The sequence below is a fragment of the Streptomyces sp. NPDC002176 genome, assembly GCF_044903645.1.
Lineage (GTDB): Bacteria > Actinomycetota > Actinomycetes > Streptomycetales > Streptomycetaceae > Streptomyces.
On sequence record NZ_JBJDQW010000005.1, the window covers coordinates 488,107 to 507,076 of the forward strand.

An 18,970-nucleotide genomic window follows, 5' to 3' on the forward strand; every position below is an offset into this window, starting at 1 on the left:
GCTTCGGGCTCTTCACGTACCGTACCGGCCCCCACCGCCGGACGGGCGATGTCGGCGGCATCTCCTACCCTCACGAGTGATGGCAGCACAGATGTGGACGTGTACGGGACTGCGCTGGACCCCCGAGGGACCCGAGCTGGTCTGGTCCGGCGGGCGGCGCAGCGCGCTGACGTGGGGGAAGCGGGTCGCTTTCGGGGTACGGGAGGACACCCCCCGGCACTGCGTCGGCGCGCGGGGGCACGCGTGTCCCACCCACACCCCCGTACCGGCGCGCAGCACCGGCGCCCGCTGCGAGGAGTGCGCCCGGCTGGACCGCGCGCACTCCGTGGCCGCCGACACGATCGCCGACGACCCCCGCCCGTACCGCGTCTACCTCGCCTGGTTCGGCCCCGGCCTGGTCAAGGTCGGTATCACCGGCGTGGAGCGTGGGTCGGCCCGGCTGCTGGAGCAGGGTGCCGTCTGTTTCAGCTGGCTGGGCACCGGCCCGCTGATGGCCGCCCGGCGCACCGAGGAGCTGCTGCGGGCCGCGCTCGGCGTCCCGGACCGGATTCCGTACGCCGTGAAGCGCACCGTACGGGCCGCCCTCCCGGCCGATCCCGAGGAGCGGGCGGCGGAGGTGCGGGACCTGCACGCACGCGCCCTCTCCCTCGGGAACTGGCCCGAGTCCGTAGAGAAAGCCCCGTGCCAAGTCACGGACCATGTAGCCGAGTTCAACCTCCAGCACGCCCAGCCCGCCACCGGCGCCGTGACCGAGCTGGTCGCCGGAGGACACCTGGCCGGAGAACTCGTCGCCGCCGTCGGACCCGACCTGCACCTGGACACCCACGGACCTAGAGGCGTACTCGTGCTCGACACCCGCCTGCTCCCCGGCTGGGAACTGACCCCGGCTCAGCAGAACAGCGAAACCACCCTCCCCGCAAAGGACTTCGGCGCCCGCCAAGACGGCCTCTTCTGACTCTCACCCCTTTCTCAGCGAAATCACAGACTGCCGAAAGGGCTCTCTCAGAGCGGGCGGACAAGGTCTCACCATGACCACGACCTCGCCCCAGGGGCGCACCGAACTGCTGAGGCCGGACGGGAGCCCCGTCCGCGTGCTGGTGGTGGACGACGAGCTGTCGATCACCGAACTGCTGAGCATGGCGCTGCGCTACGAGGGCTGGCGGATAAGGAGCGCGGGGGACGGCCAGGACGCGCTGCGCGCGGCCCGCGAGTTCCGGCCCGACGTGGTGGTGCTGGACATGATGCTGCCGGACATGGACGGGCTGACCGTGCTGAGCCGGTTGCGCCGCGAACTCCCGGACGTGCCCGTGCTGTTCCTCACCGCCAAGGACGCGGTGGAGGACCGTATCGCCGGGCTCACCGCGGGCGGGGACGACTACGTGACCAAGCCGTTCAGCCTGGAGGAGGTCGTGGCCCGGCTGCGCGGGCTGATCCGGCGCTCCGGCGCCACCGACCGGCGCCCCGACTCCGTACTGGTCGTGGGCGACCTCAGCCTGGACGAGGACAGCCACGAGGTCTGGCGGGGCGAGGAGTCCATCCACCTCACCGCCACCGAGTTCGAGTTGCTCCGCTTCCTGATGCGCAACCCGCGCCGGGTGCTGAGCAAGGCGCAGATACTGGACCGGGTCTGGTCGTACGACTTCGGCGGGCAGGCGAACGTCGTGGAGCTGTACATCTCCTATCTGCGCCGGAAGATCGACGCGGGCCGCGAGCCGATGATCCACACCCGGCGGGGAGCGGGTTATCTGATCAAGCCCGCCGTGTCGTGAACGCACGGCGTTTCCCCGGCCGCCTCGGGAAGCCGCGCACTCTGCGGGCCCGGCTCGTCGTCGCGTCCGTGGCGCTGATCGCCGTGGTGTGCGCGGTGATCGGCACGGTGACCACGCTGGCCCTGCACGCGCACCTCTACGAGCAGTTGGACGGCAAGGTCACCGAGGTCGCCCGGCGTGCCGTCGGCCACCCGCGCCTGCTCCCCGAGCTGCCCGGCCTCGACACCGGCGCGGCTTCGGCCCTGGACACCGCGACCCCCGCCGAGAAGGTCGCCGCGCTGCTCACCAAGGGGCCCGCCCAGAAGCGGACCGTCGCCGCGTACGTGAGCGGCGGCTCGATCGTGTCCGCCGCCGTGTCCGAGGAGCAGAACGACGGGCGCGGTGTCTTCACCCCGATGCGCGCCTCCCGGCTGACCCAGGCCCAGACCGACGCCCTCGCCTCCGTCCCCCAGGACGACAGCGCCCACACCGTGCACCTGCCCGGCCTCGGCGACTACCTCGTCCGGTACGCGGAGAACCGGGACAGCGCCGACCGCTACTACGTCGCCCTCCCCACCGCCGACATGGACGGCGTCGTCGACACCCTGGTGCTGGTCGAGGTCTGCGTCACCGTCGCCGGGCTGATCGCGGCCTCGCTGGCCGGGACCGTCATCGTCGGCGTCGCCACCCGCCCCCTGCGCCGGGTCGCCCGCACCGCCACCCGGGTCTCCGAACTCCCCCTGCACTCCGGTGAGGTGAACCTCCACGAGCGGGTCCCGGAGTCCGAGTGCGACCCGCACACCGAGGTCGGCCGGGTCGGCGCCGCGCTCAACCGGATGCTCGACCACGTCAACGGCGCCCTGCACGCCCGCCAGGAGAGCGAGACGCGGGTCCGGCGCTTCGTCGCCGACGCCAGCCACGAGCTGCGCACCCCGCTCGCCTCGATACGCGGCTACGCCGAGCTGACCCGGCGCGGCCGGGAGCAGGTCGGTCCGGACACCCGGCACGCGCTGGGCCGGATCGAGTCCGAGGCGGGCCGGATGACCCTGCTGGTGGAGGACCTGCTGCTGCTGGCCCGGCTGGACGCGGGCCGCCCGCTCCAGTTCGACCGCACCGATCTGGTCCCGCTGGTCGTGGACACCGTCAGCGACGCCCGCGCGGCCGGGCTCGACCACATCTGGCGGCTGGACCTGCCCGATGAACCGGCGCCGGTGACCGCCGACGCGGCCCGGCTCCAGCAGATCCTGGTCAACCTGCTGGGCAACGCCCGCAGCCACACCCCGCCGGGCACCACGGTGACCGCGCGGGTGCGCAGGCAGGGCGACCGGATGTGCGTCCAGGTCGAGGACGACGGTCCGGGCATCCCGGCCGCGCTGCTGCCGGACGTCTTCGAACGGTTCGCGCGCGGCGACTCCGCCCGTACCCGCGCCACCGGCTCCACCGGGCTGGGTCTCGCCATCGTGCGGGCCGTCGTCACCGCGCACGGCGGCACCGTGGACGTGGAGAGCGCGCCGGGCCGGACCGTGTTCACCGTACGGCTGCCCGCGGCCGGACCCGAGCCGGTGGTGCACTCACAGCCGGGCCACAGCCTCACCACACGGGCGCGACAGGGGAGTTGAGAAGAGTCGGTCCCATGCGAACCGACTCTTCTCCCGGCACCCTCCCGGCACGGGAGCACCTCCCGGCCACCGCCGCCGGCACCCCCGTGCTGGACGTGGTGATCCCCGTCTACAACGAGGAGAAGGACCTGCGCCGGTGTGTGCTCAGACTGCGCGAGCACCTGGCACGCACCTTCCCCTACGCCTTCCGGGTCACCATCGCGGACAACGCCTCCACCGACGGCACCCCGCTCATCGCCGCCGAACTCGCCGCCCGCCACCCGGACGTGGCCAACGTCCGGCTGGAGCGCAAGGGCCGGGGGCGCGCCCTGCGCACGGTGTGGTCCGCCTCCGACGCGCCGGTCCTCGCGTACATGGACGTCGACCTCTCCACCGACCTCAACGCCCTGCTCCCGCTGGTCGCCCCGCTGATCTCGGGCCACTCCGACCTGGCGATCGGCTCCCGGCTCAGCCGGACCTCGCGGGTGGTGCGCGGGCCGAAGCGGGAGTTCATCAGCCGGGCCTACAACCTGATCCTGCGCGGCTCGCTCCAGGCGCGGTTCTCCGACGCCCAGTGCGGCTTCAAGGCGATCCGGCGCGAGGTGGCCCAGGTGCTGCTGCCGCTGGTGGAGGACACCGGCTGGTTCTTCGACACCGAGATGCTGGTGCTGGCCGAGCGGGCGGGCCTGCGCATCCACGAGGTGCCGGTCGACTGGGTCGACGACCCGGACTCCACCGTGCACCTCGTGCGCACCGCGACCGACGACCTGAAGGGCGTGTGGCGGGTGGGGCGGGCGCTGACCACCGGTTCGCTGCCGCTGGACCGGCTGGCCCGGCCGTTCGGCGACGATCCGCGCGACCGCGAGATCACCGACGTACCGAAGGGCCTGGCCCGCCAGCTCGTCGGGTTCTGCGTGGTCGGCGGCCTCTCCACCCTCTTCTACCTGCTGCTCTACAGCGGTTTCCGGCAGTTCGGCGGCTCGCAGTTCGCCAACGCGCTCGCCCTGCTGCTCTCCGCGCTCGCCAACACGGCCGCCAACCGGCGCCTCACCTTCGGGGTGCGCGGCCGGGGCGGCGCGGTACGGCACCAGGCGCAGGGCCTGGTCGTCTTCGCCATCGGCCTCGCCCTGACCAGCGGCTCCCTGGCCGCCCTCAACGCGGCCACCACCAGCCCCGCGCACACCACCGAGATCGCGGTCCTCGTCGTCGCCAACCTCGCCGCGACCGTCCTGCGCTTCCTCCTCTTCCGCGCCTGGGTCTTCCCGGACCGCACCGGCGCGCAGACCGCCTTCGCCGAACCCACCACCATCTCTACGGGGGACCCCCGATGACCACCCAGTACGACCAGCCCCCGCAGGTCGCCGAGGCGCCACCCGCGCCGCGCGCCTCCTTCGCCCACCGCGCGTGGCGCGGCCGCCCCGAGGACCCGAGCTGGGCCCGCCCCGCGTTCTGGGCCCTGCTCGCCGCGACCCTCGTGCTGTACCTGTACAACCTCAGCGCCTCCGGCTTCGCCAACTCCTTCTACTCGGCGGCCGTGCAGGCGGGCAGCACCTCCTGGAAAGCCTTCTTCTTCGGCTCGCTGGACGGCGGCAACGCCATCACCGTCGACAAGCCCTCGGCGTTCCTGTGGCCCATGGAGCTGTCGGTCCGGATCTTCGGCCTGAACTCCTGGGCGGTCCTGGTCCCCGAGGTCCTCATGGGCGTCGGCTCGGTGGCGGTCGTGTACGCGGCCGTACGGCGCCGGTTCAGCGCGGTGGCCGGACTGGTCGCGGGCGCGGTGCTGGCGCTGACCCCGGTCGCGGCGATGATGTTCCGGTTCAACAACCCGGACGCGATGCTGGCCCTGCTGATGTCGCTGGCCTGCTACTTCACCGTCCGCGCGGTCGAGGACGGCCGGACCCGCTGGCTTGTCTGGGCGGGCGTCGCCATCGGCTTCGCCTTCCTCGCCAAGACCCTCCAGGCGTTCCTGATCCTGCCTCCGCTGGCGATCGTCTACGCGGTCTGCGCGCCGGTGCGGCTGGGCAGGCGGCTGGTCCAGCTCGGTCTGGCCACGCTCGCGCTGGTGGTGTCCGGCGGCTGGTGGGTCGCGGTGGTCGAGCTGTGGCCGGCCTCCTCCCGCCCGTACGTCGGCGGCTCGCAGAACAACAGCTTCCTGGAGCTGACCTTCGGCTACAACGGGCTCGGCCGGATCAACGGCGACGAGACCGGCAGCGTCGGCGGCGGAGGCGGCGGCATGGGCGGCGGCGGTGGCCGCTGGGGCTCGACCGGCTGGGACCGGATGTTCGGCGCCGAGGTCGGCGGCCAGGTCTCCTGGCTGCTCCCGGCCGCGCTGATCCTGCTGATCGCGGGCCTGTGGGCCACCCGCAAGCTGGGCCGCACCTCGGTCACCCGCGCGTCGTTCCTGGTCTGGGGCGGCTCGCTGCTGATCAGCATGGTGGTCTTCAGCTACATGGCGGGCATCTTCCACCAGTACTACACGATCGCCCTCGCGCCGTACCTCGCCGCCGTCGTCGGCATGGGCGCCGGGCTGCTGTGGGAGCGCCGTGAGGAGACCTGGGCCGGGTGGGCGCTCGCGGCCGCCTCGGTGGCCTCGGCCGCCTGGGGGTACGTCCTGCTCAACCGCACCTCCGACTACCTGCCCTGGCTGAAGTGGCTGGTGCTGGTCGGCGGTCTGCTGGCCGCGCTCGGCCTGCTCTTCCTCGGCCGCGCACCCCGGAACCTGGCGCTCGGCGCGGCCGCGCTGGGCCTGATCGCGGCGCTCGCCGGACCGACGGCGTACACGCTGAGTACGGTGAACTCCGCGCACACCGGGTCGATCCCGACGGCCGGACCGGCGGGGGCCAGCATGATGGGCTTCAGCGGCGGACGGCCGGGGAGCCGGGGCGGCGGCATGCGCGGGGGCTTCCCGGGCGGGATGCCGGGTGGGCAGAACCAGCAGGGTCAGGGTCAGGGTCAGACCCCGCCCAACGGCGGCACCGGCCAGAACGGCCAGGGCTTCCCCGGCGGCGGCTTCCCGGGCCAGAACGGCCAGAACTTCCCCGGCAACACCCGCACCGGCGAATCCGGCCGCATGGGCGCGGGCGGCGCGGGCGGCCTCCTCAACGGCGCCACCGTCTCCGCCCAGGCCAAGAAACTGCTCCTCGCCGACGCCGACTCCTACACCTGGGTCGCCGCCTCCACCGGCTCGCAGAACGCGGCCAGCTACCAACTCGCCACCAACAAGGCGGTGATGGCGATCGGCGGCTTCAACGGCACCGACCCCTCCCCGACCCTCGCCCAGTTCAAGCAGTACGTCGCCAAGGGCCAGATCCACTACTACATCGCGGGCGGCGGCATGGGCATGGGCCGCACCGCCGAGGCCCGAGGCGGCATGGGCCGCGCCAGCGGCACCGCCTCCTCCATCAGCACCTGGGTCGAGGCCAACTTCAAGAAGGTGACGGTCGGTTCGGCCACCTTCTACGACCTCACCCAGAAGAAGGCGAGCTGACCGAAAACACCCTCGGCCGATAATGCTGTACACCGTATAGCGAAACCGCTATACGGTGTACAGCATGTCCGCTCCCGACGTCTCGGCACCACCGCTCCCGAAGGCCCCCGAGGGCCACCCCCGCCGCTGGCTGATCCTCGGCGTGATCTGCCTCGCCCAGCTCACCGTGCTGCTCGACAACACCGTGCTGAACGTGGCGATCCCCTCGCTCACCCACCGGCTGCACGCGGCCACCTCCGACATCCAGTGGATGATCAACGCGTACTCCCTGGTCCAGTCCGGCCTGCTGCTCACCGCGGGCAGCGCCGCCGACCGGTACGGCCGCAAGAAGATGCTGATCGCGGGTCTCGCGGTGTTCGGCCTGGGTTCGCTGGCGGCCGGACTCTCCACCACGACCGGCCAGTTGATCGCCGCCCGCGCGGGCATGGGCATCGGTGGCGCCCTGCTGCTGACCACCACCCTCGCGGTCGCCATGCAGATCTTCGCGCCCGAGGAGCAGCCGAAGGCGATCGGCATCTGGGCCGCGGTCAACTCGCTCGGCTTCGCGGCCGGTCCGCTGATCGGCGGCTTCGTGCTCGACCACTTCTGGTGGGGCGCGATCTTCCTGATCAACCTGCCGGTGGCCGCCCTCGGCCTGGTCGCCGTGGTGGCGCTCGTCCCCGAGTCCAAGGCCACGCGTGCCGTCGGCGCCTCGGGCCTGCCCGCCCGCCCCGACCTGCTGGGCGCGCTGCTCTCCACGATCGGCATGACGGCCCTGGTCTTCGCGGTCATCTCCGGCCCGCACCACGGCTGGACCTCGGCCCGCGTGCTCGGCTCGGCGGCCGTGGCGGTGGCCGTGCTGGCCCTCTTCGCCTACTGGGAGAGCCGGGTCGAGGAGCCGATGCTCGACCTCGCGTTCTTCCGGGACCGCAGGTTCACCGGCGCGGTCGCGGGCGCGGTGCTCATCACCTTCGGCATGGGCGGCGCGCTGTTCCTGCTCACCCAGCACCTCCAACTGGTCCTCGGCTACGGCCCCTTGGAGGCGGGCGCGCGCACCGCACCGCTCGCGCTCACCGTGGTCCTGCTCAACTTCAGCGGGGTCTCCGCCAAGTGGGCGGCCAAGCTGGGCACCCCGGTGGCGATCGCGCTGGGCATGGCGCTGATGGCGGGCGGCCTGGTCTCCATCGCCGAGCTGGCCTCCTCCGGGTACGCCGGGACACTGCTCGGCCTGGTGCTGATCGGCGCCGGGTGCGCCCTGGCCAACCCCGCCATGGCGCACGCCATCATGAGCGCCATCCCGCCGGAGAAGGCCGGGGTCGGCGCCGGGATCAACGGCACGCTCGCCGAGTTCGGCAACGGCCTCGGGGTGGCCGTGCTGGGCGCGGTGCTCAGCTCCTTCCTGGCCGACGGGCGCACCCTGTCGGCCGGGCTCAGCGCCGGGCAGCTGGTCGGCGCGGTCTCCGTGCTGGCCGGTGGCCTGGTCGCGGCGGCCCTGCTCAAGCGGGCCCAGCGCGATGCCGTCTGAGCCGGGGTGGTTGAGCCGCCCGGACCTGGCAAGGTGTGCGATGAGTGACGTGCTGCGGAGGGAAACCCGGTGGTGAAGGAAGACGGCCCGAAGGAAGACCGCCCGACCCGCGGCAGCGTCTGGCTGACCGGCAAGGAGCGGCGCCCCCGCAGCGCCCAGCCCTCCGGCCTGGACCGGGACCGGATCACCGCCACCTCCGTCGCCCTGCTGGACGCCGAGGGCCTGGACCGCTTCTCCATGCGCCGCCTGGCGGGCGAGCTGAACGTGACCGCGATGTCCCTGTACTGGTACGTCGACACCAAGGACGACCTGCTCGAACTCGCCCTGGACACCGCCTTCGGCGAGCTTCCGCTGCCCGACACCGAGGACACGGCGGCGGACTGGCGCGAGCAGCTGCGCACCCTGGCGACCGACTACCGGGCGATGATGGTCCGCCACCCCTGGCTGTCCCCGATCGCGGGCCGCTTCCTCAACATCGGCCCCCACTCCCTGGCGTTCTCACGGGTGGTGCAGCAGGTGGTGGGCCGTGCCGGGCTGCCCGCGCACGGGGTGACCGGCGCGATCTCGGCCGTCTTCCAGTTCGTGTACGGCTACGGCACGATCGAGGGCCACTTCCACGCCCGGATCGCGGACACCGGGCTGAGCGCCGACGAATACTTCCGGCAGTCCCTGACCGTCGCCTCCGAGGTGGCCGGGACCTCCGAGGTGATGAAGGAGTCGTACGCGCTGATGGCCGCGCGCGGCGGTGACACGGTCGAGGAGATGCTCGACCGGGACTTCGTCTTCGCGCTGGACCTGCTGATCGCGGGCATCGAAGCGATGGTGGCCCGCGGCTGACCCCGAGGGTCGGCCACGGGCCACCACGATGCCGCTCTACGAGTCGGACGCCAGCCGCGCCGGGAACCCGCCCGTCGCCACCGGCCCCCACCGCTCCGGCGTCACCCGGATGATGGACTTGCCCTGCTCGGCCATGGCCGTGCGGTACTCGTCCCAGTCCGGGTGCTCACCGGCGATGTTCCGGTAGTACTCGACGAGCGGCTCGACGGAGTCCGGGGTGTCCAGCACCTCGGCCGTGCCGTCGATCTGGACCCAGGGCCCGTTCCACTCGTCGCTCAGCACGATCAGGCTGACCCGCTCGTCCCGCTTGGCGTTCCGGGTCTTGGCCCGCTCCGGATACGTGGAGGCCACGATCCGGCCCGAGTCGTCCACCCCGCAGGTCAGCGGGGAACCCTGTGGCGAGCCGTCGGAGCGCCGGGTCAGCAGGATGGCGCGATGGCGGGGGCGTACGAAGTCCAGCAGTTCCGGCAGGGTCACTTTGGTGTTCGTAGCGATGTTGGGTGCCATGCGCCGAGCCTAGGACGTGTCCCGTCAGAGCGACGGCAGCGCGTCGCCCTGGACCGCCTGGATGTCCAGCTCGATCCGCAGGGTGGTGCCGATGGCGGCGATGCCCGCCTGCAGGACCTGGTTGTAGTTCATGGCGAAGTCGTCCCGGTGCAGCTCGGCCGTCGCGCGGAACGCGGCCCTGGTGCCGCCCCAGGGGTCGGCGCCGGTGCCGAGGTAGGCGAGGTCCAGGTCGACCGGGCGGACGATCCCGCGCATCGACAGCTCGCCGTGCACGGTCCACCGGTCAGGCCCGGCCTGGGTCAGCCCGGCCGAGCGGTAGGTCAGCTCCGGGTACTTCTCGACGTCCAGGAAGTCCGCCGAGCGCAGGTGGGTGTCCCGCATCCCGTTGCCCGTGTCGATGGACTCGGCCCGGATGACCGCCTCCACGCGGGACTTGGTGATGTCGTCGGGCGCGATCTCGATGCGCCCGCCGAACTCGGTGAACCGGCCCCGCACGCTGGAGATGCCCAGGTGCTGCGCGACCGCGCCGACCGAGGAGTGCACGGGGTCGATGGTCCACGGGCCGGGCGGCGGCAGCTCGCTGCCGCCCTGGCGGGCCAGGGTGACCGCGCCGACCTCGGCCCGGCCGCTCGCGGTGACCAGCGCGCTGGAGGCGACGGGCGCGTACCCGACGGCGGTCACGATCACGGTGTACGCCCCCGGAGCCAGCACGGTGTCGTCGCGCACCGCGCCCTCGGCGTCCGCCTCGGCCCGCAGCACCTGCGTACCGGTCATGTCGGCCACCGTGACCACCGCGTGCGAGACGGCCCAGCCGTCACGGGTGCGGATTCTCGCGGTCAGTGCCATGGCGTTCTTCTCCCTGCGCGGCTGAGCGCGCGTCATTCAGGGGACCGGCCCGTGGCCCGCGCTGAGCGGCGGGCCACGGGCCGGTCGGGTGAACTACTCGCCGGGGTGGGCGAGTGCGATGTCGTGGCCGTCCGTGCCGGTACCGGCGACGGTCAGCGCGGTGGCCACCGGCGGGTAACCCGTGGCGATCACGGTGTACTCGCCGCCGTCCAGGTCGGTGAAGGCGTACGCGCCGTCCGCACCGGTGGTGGCGCTGCCGACCACGTTGCCCGCCTGGTCGACCAGGGTGACGCGGGCGTCGGCCAGCGGACCGTGCGGGGCCCGGACGACACCGCTGAGCAGCGCGCCGGTCTCCAGGTCGACCTCCACCCGGGTGACCCCGGTGGTGGCGACCTCCACGGGCAGGGCGCGCGGCCGGTAGCCGCCCGCGTTGACCGCGATCGTCACGGTGCCGGGCACCAGCTCGGTGAACCCGAACTCGCCCTGCTCGCCGGTCTGCGCGGCGGCCAGCAGATCACCGCGGACGTCGGTGACGACGACCATCGCGTCCTTCACCGGCAGCGCGCTCCCGGCCGCCCGGACCACACCGGTCAGCCCGCTGGTGCCGCTGAGCAGGATGTCGTACGACAGCGCCTCCTCGCCCACCACGACGGTCGACGCCTGCGGCTGGAAGCCGTCCGCGGAGGCGATCAGCACGTACGAGCCGGTGCCGGGGGCGGCCAGCCCGTAGGAGCCGTCGGCCTGGGCGACCGAGCGGCCCAGCTGGCGACCGGCCAGCGAGATCAGCGTGACCGCCGCGCCCGGGACCGGGGCGCTCTCGGCGCCGCGCACGAAGCCGTGCACCGGGGTGCCACCGGCCGGACCGGTCTCGGCGGCCATGGCGACGGCCGTGACCTGCGGGGCGGTCGCGGTGGCCGTGCCGTCGGCCGAGGGGGCGCCCTCGGTGCTGGCGAAGGCCATGGCCGGGACCTGCTGGGCCTCGGCGACCGCGGGAGCGGCGGCCGGGTCGGTGACGGGGGCCTCCACCTCGGAGGACTGCGCGAGCGCGCCCTTCGTCTTCAGCGGGACCTCCTTGATGAACAGCGTGATCAGGAACGCGATGGCGGCGAGCGCACCCGCGATCATGAACACGTCGGCGATGCCGTGCCCGTAGGCGCTCTCCAGCAGGTTCCGGATCGGACCCGGGAGGCTGTTCATGTCCGGGATGGTGTCGGTCGAGCCGGACTTGGCCATCGCGGCCTGGTACTTCGGGCTCAGCGAGCCGATGCCGTCCGTGACGTAGTGCGTGATCCGGTGGGCCATCACCGCGCCGAGCGCCGAGACGCCCACCGCGCCGCCGAGGGAGCGGAAGAAGGTGACCGTGGAGCTGGCCGAGCCGAGGTCGGACGGCGCCACCTGGTTCTGCGTGGCGAGCACCAGGTTCTGCATCATCATGCCGATGCCGAGACCCAGCAGGGCCATGAAGATGGCCATCTTCCAGTAGTCCGTGTCGTACCGGATGCCGCCCAGCAGGAGGAGTCCGGCGGTGACCAGTACGCCACCGCTGACCAGCCACGCCTTCCAGCGGCCGGTACGGGTGATGAACTGGCCCGAGACGGTCGAGGAGATGAACAGACCACCGATCATCGGGATGGTCAGGACACCGGACATCGTCGGCGACTTGTCGCGGGCGAGCTGGAAGTACTGGCTGAAGAACACGGTGCCGCTGAACATGGCCACGCCGACGAACAGCGAGGCGAGCGAGGCGAGCGTGATGGTGCGGTTCTTGAACAGGCGCAGCGGGATGATCGGCTCGCTGGCCTTGGACTCGACGAGCACGAACAGCGCGCCGAGGACGATCGAGCCACCGACCATCGCAAAGGTCTGCCAGGACACCCAGTCGTACTTGTCACCGGCGAAGGTGACCCAGACGAGCAGCAGGGAGACGGCGGCGGCGATGAGGGTCGCACCGCCCCAGTCGACCTTCACGTCCCGCTTGACCACGGGCAGGTGCAGGGTCTTCTGGAGGACGATCAGCGCGATGATCGCGAACGGCACACCGACGTAGAAGCACCAGCGCCAGCCGAGCCACGAGGTGTCGGTGATGACACCGCCGAGCAGCGGACCGCCGACGGTGGCGACGGCGAAGGTCGCGCCGAGGTAGCCGGAGTAACGGCCGCGCTCACGCGGGGAGATCATCGCCGCCATGACGATCTGCGCCAGGGCGGACAGACCGCCGACGCCGATGCCCTGCACGACACGGCAGGCGATCAGCATGCCGGGGTTCTGCGACAGACCGGCCGCCATCGAGCCGACGACGTAGATGACCAGGGCTATCTGGACGAGCGCCTTCTTGCTGTACAGGTCGGCGAGCTTGCCCCACAGCGGGGTGGCGGCCGTCATCGACAGCAGGGCCGCGGTGACGACCCAGGTGTAGGCGGACTGGCCGCCGCCGAGGTCGCCGATGATGTGCGGGAGGGCGTTGGAGACGATCGTGGACGACAGGATCGCCACGAACATGCCGAGCAGCAGCCCGGAGAGCGCCTCCATGATCTGCCGGTGGGTCATCGGGGCCTCGTCGGCCCCGCCCCCGTGCTTGGCGTGAGCCCGCACACCGGATGGTGTGGTGGTTGCCATGAGCTTCCTTTACTTACGTGATCGCGGGTGTACGGGTTTCCTCGGACACGGGGGCGGCCGGTCTCGGCACTCCGGTGCGGCAGTCGCCGAACGACGCGCGCAGCCGGGTCATGAGCTGGATGAGCTGGGCGACCTCGTCGTCGGTCCAGTCGCTCAGCCGCTCTTCGAGCAGCCGGCTGGTGCGCAGCGACAGCTCCATGAGCTGGTCGTGGCCCGTGGGCGTCAGGCGCAGGATGCGCGAGCGCTTGTCCGCCGGGTCCGGCGACCGCTCGATCCAGCCGCGCGCGGCCACGTGGGCGACATGCCTGCTGGTCACCGACAGGTCGACGGCGAGCAGCTCGGCGAGCTTGCTCATGCGCATCTCCTCGTGGCGGCCGAGCAGGGTCAGCACGGCGGCCGAACCGGCCGGGCAGTCGGGCGGGAGTATCCGCCCGATGTCGCGCTTCACGGCGCCGACGGCACTGAGCTGACGTGCCAGCTCCTCGAACTGCGCCTGCTCGGCCATCACACCTCCCGTATTCGTTGCTTTGGGCAACCATAGAGATGCTTGGTTGCTGTAGGCAAATAAATCGGGGGTCCGCGCCGCAAAAACTTGGCAAAGGCAAGTATTGCGATCGTAAACGTGCAGGTGGACGCGGGTGACCTGCCCGCCTCTGTCCCCATGGCCCCGCACTTGGGGTGGGCACCCGGATTCGCTAGTGTCTCGGCCCATGGCTAACACCCAGGGCCCCCAGGGCAATTACGACCCCGCAGGCAGCACCCAGATGTTCCGCGCGTTCGTCGACGAGACTCCCCCGGCTCGCCAGCAGGAGGCCGCTTCCTCCGGTCCCCGCGTCGGCCTGATCATCGGCGTCATCGTGGCCGTGGCCGTCGTCGCCGCTGTCGCCTGGCTCGCGCTGAAGTGACCCCCGGCTCCCTCCCGGAGCCCCATCCGGCGGGCGGTACCTGAACACGCCCGCCGCCTACGGGAGCCCTTGCGGCTCCCACGCAAGCCCGCGGCCCGCGTCCGCGCCGAAGCGCGCGACACGGGCCGGGCGGGCCTTGCGAGGTCCGTCAGTCCGAGACGAGACCCTCGCGGAGCTGCGACAGCGTGCGGGTCAGCAGCCGCGAGACGTGCATCTGCGAGATGCCGACCTCCTCGCCGATCTGCGACTGGGTCATGTTGGCGAAGAAGCGCAGCATGATGATCCGGCGCTCGCGCGGCGGCAGCTTGGCCAGCAGCGGCTTGAGCGACTCCCGGTACTCCACGCCCTCCAGCGCCGTGTCCTCGTAGCCGAGGCGGTCGGCCAGCGAGCCCTCGCCGCCGTCGTCCTCGGGGGCCGGGGAGTCGAGCGAGGAGGCGGTGTAGGCGTTGCCCACCGCCAGACCGTCGACCACGTCCTCCTCGGAGACCCCGAGCGCGGCCGCCAGCTCCGGCACGGTCGGGGAGCGGTCGAGCCGCTGGGACAGCTCGTCGCTCGCCTTGGTCAGCGCCAGGCGCAGCTCCTGCAGCCGACGCGGCACCCGCACCGACCAGGAGGTGTCGCGGAAGAACCGCTTGATCTCGCCCACGACCGTCGGCATGGCGAACGTCGGGAACTCCACGCCCCGCTCGCAGTCGAAGCGGTCGATCGCCTTGATCAGCCCGATGGTGCCGACCTGGACGATGTCCTCCATCGGCTCGTTGCGGGAGCGGAAGCGGGCCGCCGCGTACCGCACCAGCGGGAGGTTCAGCTCGATCAGGGTGTCCCGGACGTAACCCCGCTCGGGGCTGTCCTCGCCGAGCGCGGCGAGCCGCAGGAACAGGGAGCGGGACAGCGTGCGGGTGTCGATGTCCCCCGAGCGCACCGGCAGTTGGACGGCCTCCTCGGCGGCCAGGGCCGCTTCGGGCGCCGGTGCCGGGACGGCGGGGGCGGGCGCGGCGTCGAGGGCCGGAGCGCCCTCGAAGCCGTCGAGGACGTCGAGAGCGTCGAGCTTCTGCGGCGCTGCCACGGTCTTCGTGAGCACCTTCGAGCTGCCCTGTTCTGCGGACATGCCACCCCCTTTGGGTCGCGGGACGGTCGCGGCACGCTGTCCTGATCGAACAGCGCGGCCTTCACCTGAATTACCGGCGCCGAAGCCCCGGCAAACGCGCTTCCCGCAGAATGTCACATGTCGGCAACGCGCTGTAGTGACATGTCGACACGTGAGACGCCAAGAAGCCCTGGCAGAATGGGGTCTGACGGGCTTTCGGCGCACAATTGCCGACACTGCCGACGTGCCGTGATTCGCTCCTGACGGTGATCATTCGATCCCGCATACGAACGGCTGCTACCTGCTGTTTTCCGTTCCGTGCTCCCGTGCGCCGGTCATGCCTCGATCCGGTTGGCCGATCTGAGCCGCTGGAAGCTCCGGGCGAGCAGCCGGGACACATGCATCTGGGAGACGCCGAGTTCGGCGCTGATCTGCGACTGGGTCAGGTTGCTGTAGTAGCGGAGCAGCAGGATGCGCTGCTCGCGCTCGGGGAGCTGGACCAGCAGGTGCCGGACCAGGTCGCGGTGTTCCACGCCGTCCAGCGCCGGGTCCTCGTAGCCGATGCGGTCCAGCAGTCCGGGCAGCCCGTCGCCCTCCTGCGCGGCCTCCAGGGAGGTGGCGTGGTACGAGCGTCCGGCCTCGATGCAGGACAGCACCTCCTCCTCGCTGATCCTGAGCCGCTCGGCGATCTCGGCGGTGGAGGGCGATCTGCCGAGCGCGGTGGTGAGGTCCTCGGTGGCCCCGTTCACCTGCACCCACAGCTCGTGCAGCCGACGCGGTACGTGCACCGTGCGGACGTTGTCCCGGAAGTACCGCTTGATCTCACCGACCACGGTCGGCATGGCGAAGGTCGGGAACTGCACGCCACGGTCGGGGTCGAAGCGGTCGATGGCGTTGATCAGCCCGATGGTGCCGACCTGGACCACGTCCTCCATCGGCTCGTTGCGGGAGCGGAAGCGGGCGGCGGCGTAGCGCACCAGCGGGAGGTTGGCCTCGATGAGCGCCCCCCGCACGCGGTTGTGCTCCGGCGTGCCCGGCGTCAGGTTCTTCAGCTCGCCGAAGAGCACCTGGGTCAGGGCCCGGGTGTCGGCGCCCCGGCGCTTCTCGGGAGGGGGTGTGGCGGAGGCGGCGGGGAGGGTCACGGGCGCCTCCGCCTGGGGTGGCGCAGTACTGGCCGACACGGTCAACGCCACCTCTTCATCGGTCAATCATCCGTCAAAAGCGGTCATAGCATCACAAGACATGTGCACTGTGTGCAAGCACCGCATAACGCCGTGTTGGCCCTCAAACGACGCCAATGGATGGATCGGAACACGCGAAAAGCCCCCCGCCGTGGAGGCGGAGGGCTCGCTGTCCGGGGTGCGGTCCGGCTCAGAACTCGTAGTCGGCGATCACCCACGTGGCGAACTCCCGCCACAGGGCGACGCCCGCCTGATGGGCGGGGTGGTCCAGATAGCGCTGGAGGGCTCCGGTGTCCTCGACGGAGGAGTTGATGGCGAAGTCGTAGGCGATGGGTCGGTCGGTGACGTTCCAGCCGCACTCCCAGGAGCGCAGCTCGTCGATCTGCCCGCCGAGCGCGCGGAAGGCGGCCACGCCCTCCCGCACACGCGGGTCGTCGCGCTCGACGCCCTCATCGAGCTTGAACAGGACCAGGTGCCGGATCATGCGACGTACCTCTTGCTCTTGCGGCCGGGTCAGTTCTTCGCGCCGTCCACGACCCAGGTCATGAAGTCCCCGATGGCCCCGGCGGCGTCCGATATGCCCTCGAAGGCTATCTGGACGTAGTCGGCCGCCTTGGCCGGGTCCGTGATGATCACGTACATCGCGAAGACCACGAGCGCGAACACGACGATCTTCTTGGCGTTCACCGCCACCGCGGCCTCCCCTGTCCCATCGGCCCCACTGACCTGCCTGCGGCGGCGAGTGTAACCGCCATGGGCCTTCGCGTACCCAACAGGACGCGCACGATCGTCAATTGAGGGCCTCGAGCCGGGACGCACGAAGGGCCCCGTCCGAAGACGGGGCCCTTCTCAAGCGGTAGCGGAGGGATTTGAACCCTCGGTGACGGGTTACGCCACACTCGCTTTCGAGGCGAGCTCCTTCGGCCGCTCGGACACGCTACCGAGGGAGACCTTACAGCAAGGTGCCCCATGGGCAGAAATCGATACCCGGAGCCCCTCCCAGCAGGGCTTTCAGCACCCCGCCAGCGGCCCCGTCAGCGGCCCCGGAAGAACTCCGTCAGCGGCCGGGCGCACTCCTCGGCGAGCACGCCCGCGACAACCTCCGGCCGGTGGTTGAGCCGCCGGTCGCGCACGACGTCCCAGAGCGAGCCGGCCGCGCCCGCCTTGTCGTCACGGGCGCCGTAGACGACCCGTTCCACGCGGGACTGCACCAGCGCGCCCGCGCACATCGTGCACGGCTCCAACGTCACCACGAGCGTGCAGCCGGTCAGCCGCCACTCGCCGAGCACCGCGGCGGCCCGGCGCAGCGCCAGCACCTCCGCGTGCGCGGTCGGATCGCCGGTGGCCTCACGTTCGTTGTGCCCGGCGCCCAGCACGGTGGTGCCGTCCGGGCCGAGCACGACGGCGCCCACCGGGACGTCACCGCCGAGCGCGGCCCGCCCGGCCTCGGCCAGGGCGAGCCGCATCGCGGGACGCCAGGGGTCGCGTACCGGGTCCACGGTTCCTCGGGTCTCGTGCGAAGCGGTCAGCGGACGGTCTCCAGTACCTCCGAGGCGCCCAGCACCTCGGCGATCGTGCCCAGCGCGTCGTCCGCGTCCAGGGCGCGCAGCTCCTTCTCGCCGATCCCGAGATCGCCGAGGATCTCGCGGTCGCCGACCGGGCTGTGCGGGACGGCGTCGGCGTCCGGGGACTCCTCGCCGTCGTCGTCCTCCTCGGACTCGCCGTCCTCGGTGCCGTCGAGGTCCAGCGAGTCCAGGTCGGCCCCGTCGTCGGCGCCGGGCTCGCGGCCCAGCAGCTCATCGGTGAGGAGCAGCTCCCCGTAGGCGCTGCGGGCGGCCGCGGCCGCGTCGGAGACATAGATACGGGGGTCCTCCTCCCCGTCCACCCGGACGACCCCGAACCAGGAGTCCTCCTGTTCGATCAGGACGAGCACCGTGTCCTCCTCCGGCGACGCCTCGCGGGCGAGGTCGGCCAGATCGGACAGGGTCTCCACGTCGTCGAGCTCCGTGTCGCTCGCTTTCCACCCGTCTTCGGTGCGCGCGAGCAGTGCGGCGAAGTACACCGTGACTCTCCCACTGGTCATAGGCGTGCCGGTTGGGGGTCCCCCCGGCGGAGGTCCGGGCGGGAGGGAGCTGATGCGCTCCTGGGTCCGCCCACTGGGAATCGTGGCAGAAACAAGTCGCTCGAGGGGCGTCTTCGGCTCCCCGTGTCCGGCTGTTTCGATCGTCCGCCGCCAGACGGCCGACCGTGGGTCCGTAAAGGGCTCGGCAGCGCGCCCGGTTGCCGCCACCTGCGGATCGTACGCGGCCGCGCGGGCGCCCACGCACGCCCGTCTCCGCGGCCGCGGGACGGGCGCCGATCATCCTCGCCGGGAGTTTCCCCGGTGCTTGCTGACAGGACCGTACGACGGCGGGGGCTACCAGCGGAACGTTCGCATGCGCATGGCGTGGCGCAGCCGGGCCGCCTTGGCGCGGCGCGGCTGGACCCGGTCGCGCAGCTGCCGGGCCTCGGCCAGGTCGCGGAGGAACTGGGCGCGCCTGCGCCTGCGTTCGGCGTCGGTCTCGGGGCACGGGGGCCTGAAGGGGCCGATCTCCCCGGTCGTCGCCGGGCCGTTCTTCGGCAGGTCTGGCAGGTCAGGCACGGTGTCACCACCC

The 18,970-nt window shown here is 71.8% G+C and carries 18 protein-coding genes, 1 tRNA gene and 1 pseudogene; 8 read left to right on the top strand and 12 right to left on the bottom strand.

Features of this window, described 5'->3' with window-relative positions:
• Positions 1 to 79 precede the first annotated feature (79 nt).
• The 7 genes and pseudogenes from ACI2LY_RS25065 (at position 80) to ACI2LY_RS25095 (ending at position 9,174) form a co-directional block, all read left to right on the top strand.
• Positions 80 to 955: a DUF2797 domain-containing protein gene (locus tag ACI2LY_RS25065; protein ID WP_404709114.1), complete on the top strand. Its 876-nt coding sequence runs from the start codon at positions 80 to 82 to the stop codon at positions 953 to 955.
• A gap of 73 nt (positions 956 to 1,028) precedes the next feature.
• Positions 1,029 to 1,769, top strand: a complete 741-nt coding sequence (locus ACI2LY_RS25070) for a response regulator transcription factor (protein ID WP_404709115.1) — start codon at positions 1,029 to 1,031, stop codon at positions 1,767 to 1,769.
• A complete protein-coding gene (locus tag ACI2LY_RS25075) occupies positions 1,766 to 3,367 on the top strand; it encodes an ATP-binding protein (RefSeq protein WP_404709116.1) in 1,602 nt (533 codons plus the stop codon). Before ACI2LY_RS25070 ends, ACI2LY_RS25075 begins: the two co-directional genes overlap by 4 nt.
• Before the next feature lie 14 nt (positions 3,368 to 3,381).
• Positions 3,382 to 4,617, top strand: a pseudogene (locus ACI2LY_RS25080) (glycosyltransferase); the annotation flags it as partial.
• A 56-nt stretch (positions 4,618 to 4,673) separates the two neighbouring features.
• Positions 4,674 to 6,833: an ArnT family glycosyltransferase gene (locus tag ACI2LY_RS25085; RefSeq protein ID WP_404709117.1), complete on the top strand. Its 2,160-nt coding sequence runs from the start codon at positions 4,674 to 4,676 to the stop codon at positions 6,831 to 6,833.
• A 64-nt stretch (positions 6,834 to 6,897) separates the two neighbouring features.
• On the top strand, positions 6,898 to 8,337 hold the full coding sequence (locus ACI2LY_RS25090) for an MFS transporter (RefSeq protein WP_404709118.1): 1,440 nt from the start codon (positions 6,898 to 6,900) through the stop codon (positions 8,335 to 8,337).
• A gap of 72 nt (positions 8,338 to 8,409) precedes the next feature.
• Entirely contained in the window at positions 8,410 to 9,174 is a 765-nt protein-coding gene (locus ACI2LY_RS25095; RefSeq protein WP_404709185.1) for a TetR/AcrR family transcriptional regulator, read from the top strand.
• Between the two features lie 36 nt (positions 9,175 to 9,210).
• Here ACI2LY_RS25095 and ACI2LY_RS25100 read toward each other — a convergent pair whose 3' ends face one another.
• The 4 genes from ACI2LY_RS25100 to ACI2LY_RS25115 all read right to left on the bottom strand — a co-directional run bounded on the left by ACI2LY_RS25100 (position 9,211) and on the right by ACI2LY_RS25115 (position 13,648).
• Positions 9,211 to 9,681 (bottom strand): PPOX class F420-dependent oxidoreductase, encoded by a 471-nt coding sequence (locus tag ACI2LY_RS25100; protein ID WP_161189571.1) that lies wholly within the window; start codon positions 9,679 to 9,681, stop codon positions 9,211 to 9,213.
• A 24-nt stretch (positions 9,682 to 9,705) separates the two neighbouring features.
• Entirely contained in the window at positions 9,706 to 10,527 is an 822-nt protein-coding gene (locus ACI2LY_RS25105) for a YceI family protein (protein WP_404709119.1), read from the bottom strand.
• A 93-nt stretch (positions 10,528 to 10,620) separates the two neighbouring features.
• Positions 10,621 to 13,143 (bottom strand): MFS transporter, encoded by a 2,523-nt coding sequence (locus tag ACI2LY_RS25110; protein WP_404709120.1) that lies wholly within the window; start codon positions 13,141 to 13,143, stop codon positions 10,621 to 10,623.
• A gap of 13 nt (positions 13,144 to 13,156) precedes the next feature.
• Positions 13,157 to 13,648, bottom strand: coding sequence for a MarR family winged helix-turn-helix transcriptional regulator (locus ACI2LY_RS25115; protein ID WP_404709121.1), 492 nt, complete (start codon positions 13,646 to 13,648; stop codon positions 13,157 to 13,159).
• A 205-nt stretch (positions 13,649 to 13,853) separates the two neighbouring features.
• On the opposite strand from ACI2LY_RS25115, the gene ACI2LY_RS25120 reads away from it, so the two are divergent.
• On the top strand, positions 13,854 to 14,048 hold the full coding sequence (locus tag ACI2LY_RS25120) for a hypothetical protein (RefSeq protein ID WP_030806323.1): 195 nt from the start codon (positions 13,854 to 13,856) through the stop codon (positions 14,046 to 14,048).
• 148 nt (positions 14,049 to 14,196) lie between these two features.
• Here the strand turns inward: ACI2LY_RS25120 and ACI2LY_RS25125 are convergent, their stop codons facing one another.
• The 8 genes from ACI2LY_RS25125 to ACI2LY_RS25160 all read right to left on the bottom strand — a co-directional run bounded on the left by ACI2LY_RS25125 (position 14,197) and on the right by ACI2LY_RS25160 (position 18,957).
• Positions 14,197 to 15,156 carry an RNA polymerase sigma factor SigF gene (locus tag ACI2LY_RS25125; protein ID WP_404709122.1) on the bottom strand — a complete coding sequence of 320 codons (960 nt, stop codon included), beginning with the start codon at positions 15,154 to 15,156 and terminating at the stop codon, positions 14,197 to 14,199.
• A gap of 314 nt (positions 15,157 to 15,470) precedes the next feature.
• Positions 15,471 to 16,328 carry an RNA polymerase sigma factor SigF gene (locus tag ACI2LY_RS25130; protein WP_389004449.1) on the bottom strand — a complete coding sequence of 286 codons (858 nt, stop codon included), beginning with the start codon at positions 16,326 to 16,328 and terminating at the stop codon, positions 15,471 to 15,473.
• A 178-nt stretch (positions 16,329 to 16,506) separates the two neighbouring features.
• Positions 16,507 to 16,800 (bottom strand): Dabb family protein, encoded by a 294-nt coding sequence (locus ACI2LY_RS25135; RefSeq protein WP_404709123.1) that lies wholly within the window; start codon positions 16,798 to 16,800, stop codon positions 16,507 to 16,509.
• Between the two features lie 29 nt (positions 16,801 to 16,829).
• Positions 16,830 to 17,009 (bottom strand): hypothetical protein, encoded by a 180-nt coding sequence (locus ACI2LY_RS25140; protein WP_030806336.1) that lies wholly within the window; start codon positions 17,007 to 17,009, stop codon positions 16,830 to 16,832.
• Positions 17,010 to 17,170: 161 nt separating this feature from the next.
• Positions 17,171 to 17,258: transfer RNA gene (locus tag ACI2LY_RS25145), tRNA-Ser, on the bottom strand.
• Positions 17,259 to 17,350: 92 nt separating this feature from the next.
• The gene (tadA, locus tag ACI2LY_RS25150; protein ID WP_404709186.1) at positions 17,351 to 17,782 is read right to left on the bottom strand and encodes a tRNA adenosine(34) deaminase TadA; all 432 of its coding nucleotides are present in this window, start codon (positions 17,780 to 17,782) and stop codon (positions 17,351 to 17,353) included.
• 59 nt (positions 17,783 to 17,841) lie between these two features.
• A complete protein-coding gene (locus ACI2LY_RS25155) occupies positions 17,842 to 18,378 on the bottom strand; it encodes a hypothetical protein (protein WP_404709187.1) in 537 nt (178 codons plus the stop codon).
• Positions 18,379 to 18,732: 354 nt separating this feature from the next.
• The gene (locus ACI2LY_RS25160; RefSeq protein WP_393594441.1) at positions 18,733 to 18,957 is read right to left on the bottom strand and encodes a hypothetical protein; all 225 of its coding nucleotides are present in this window, start codon (positions 18,955 to 18,957) and stop codon (positions 18,733 to 18,735) included.
• Positions 18,958 to 18,970: the final 13 nt, after the last annotated feature.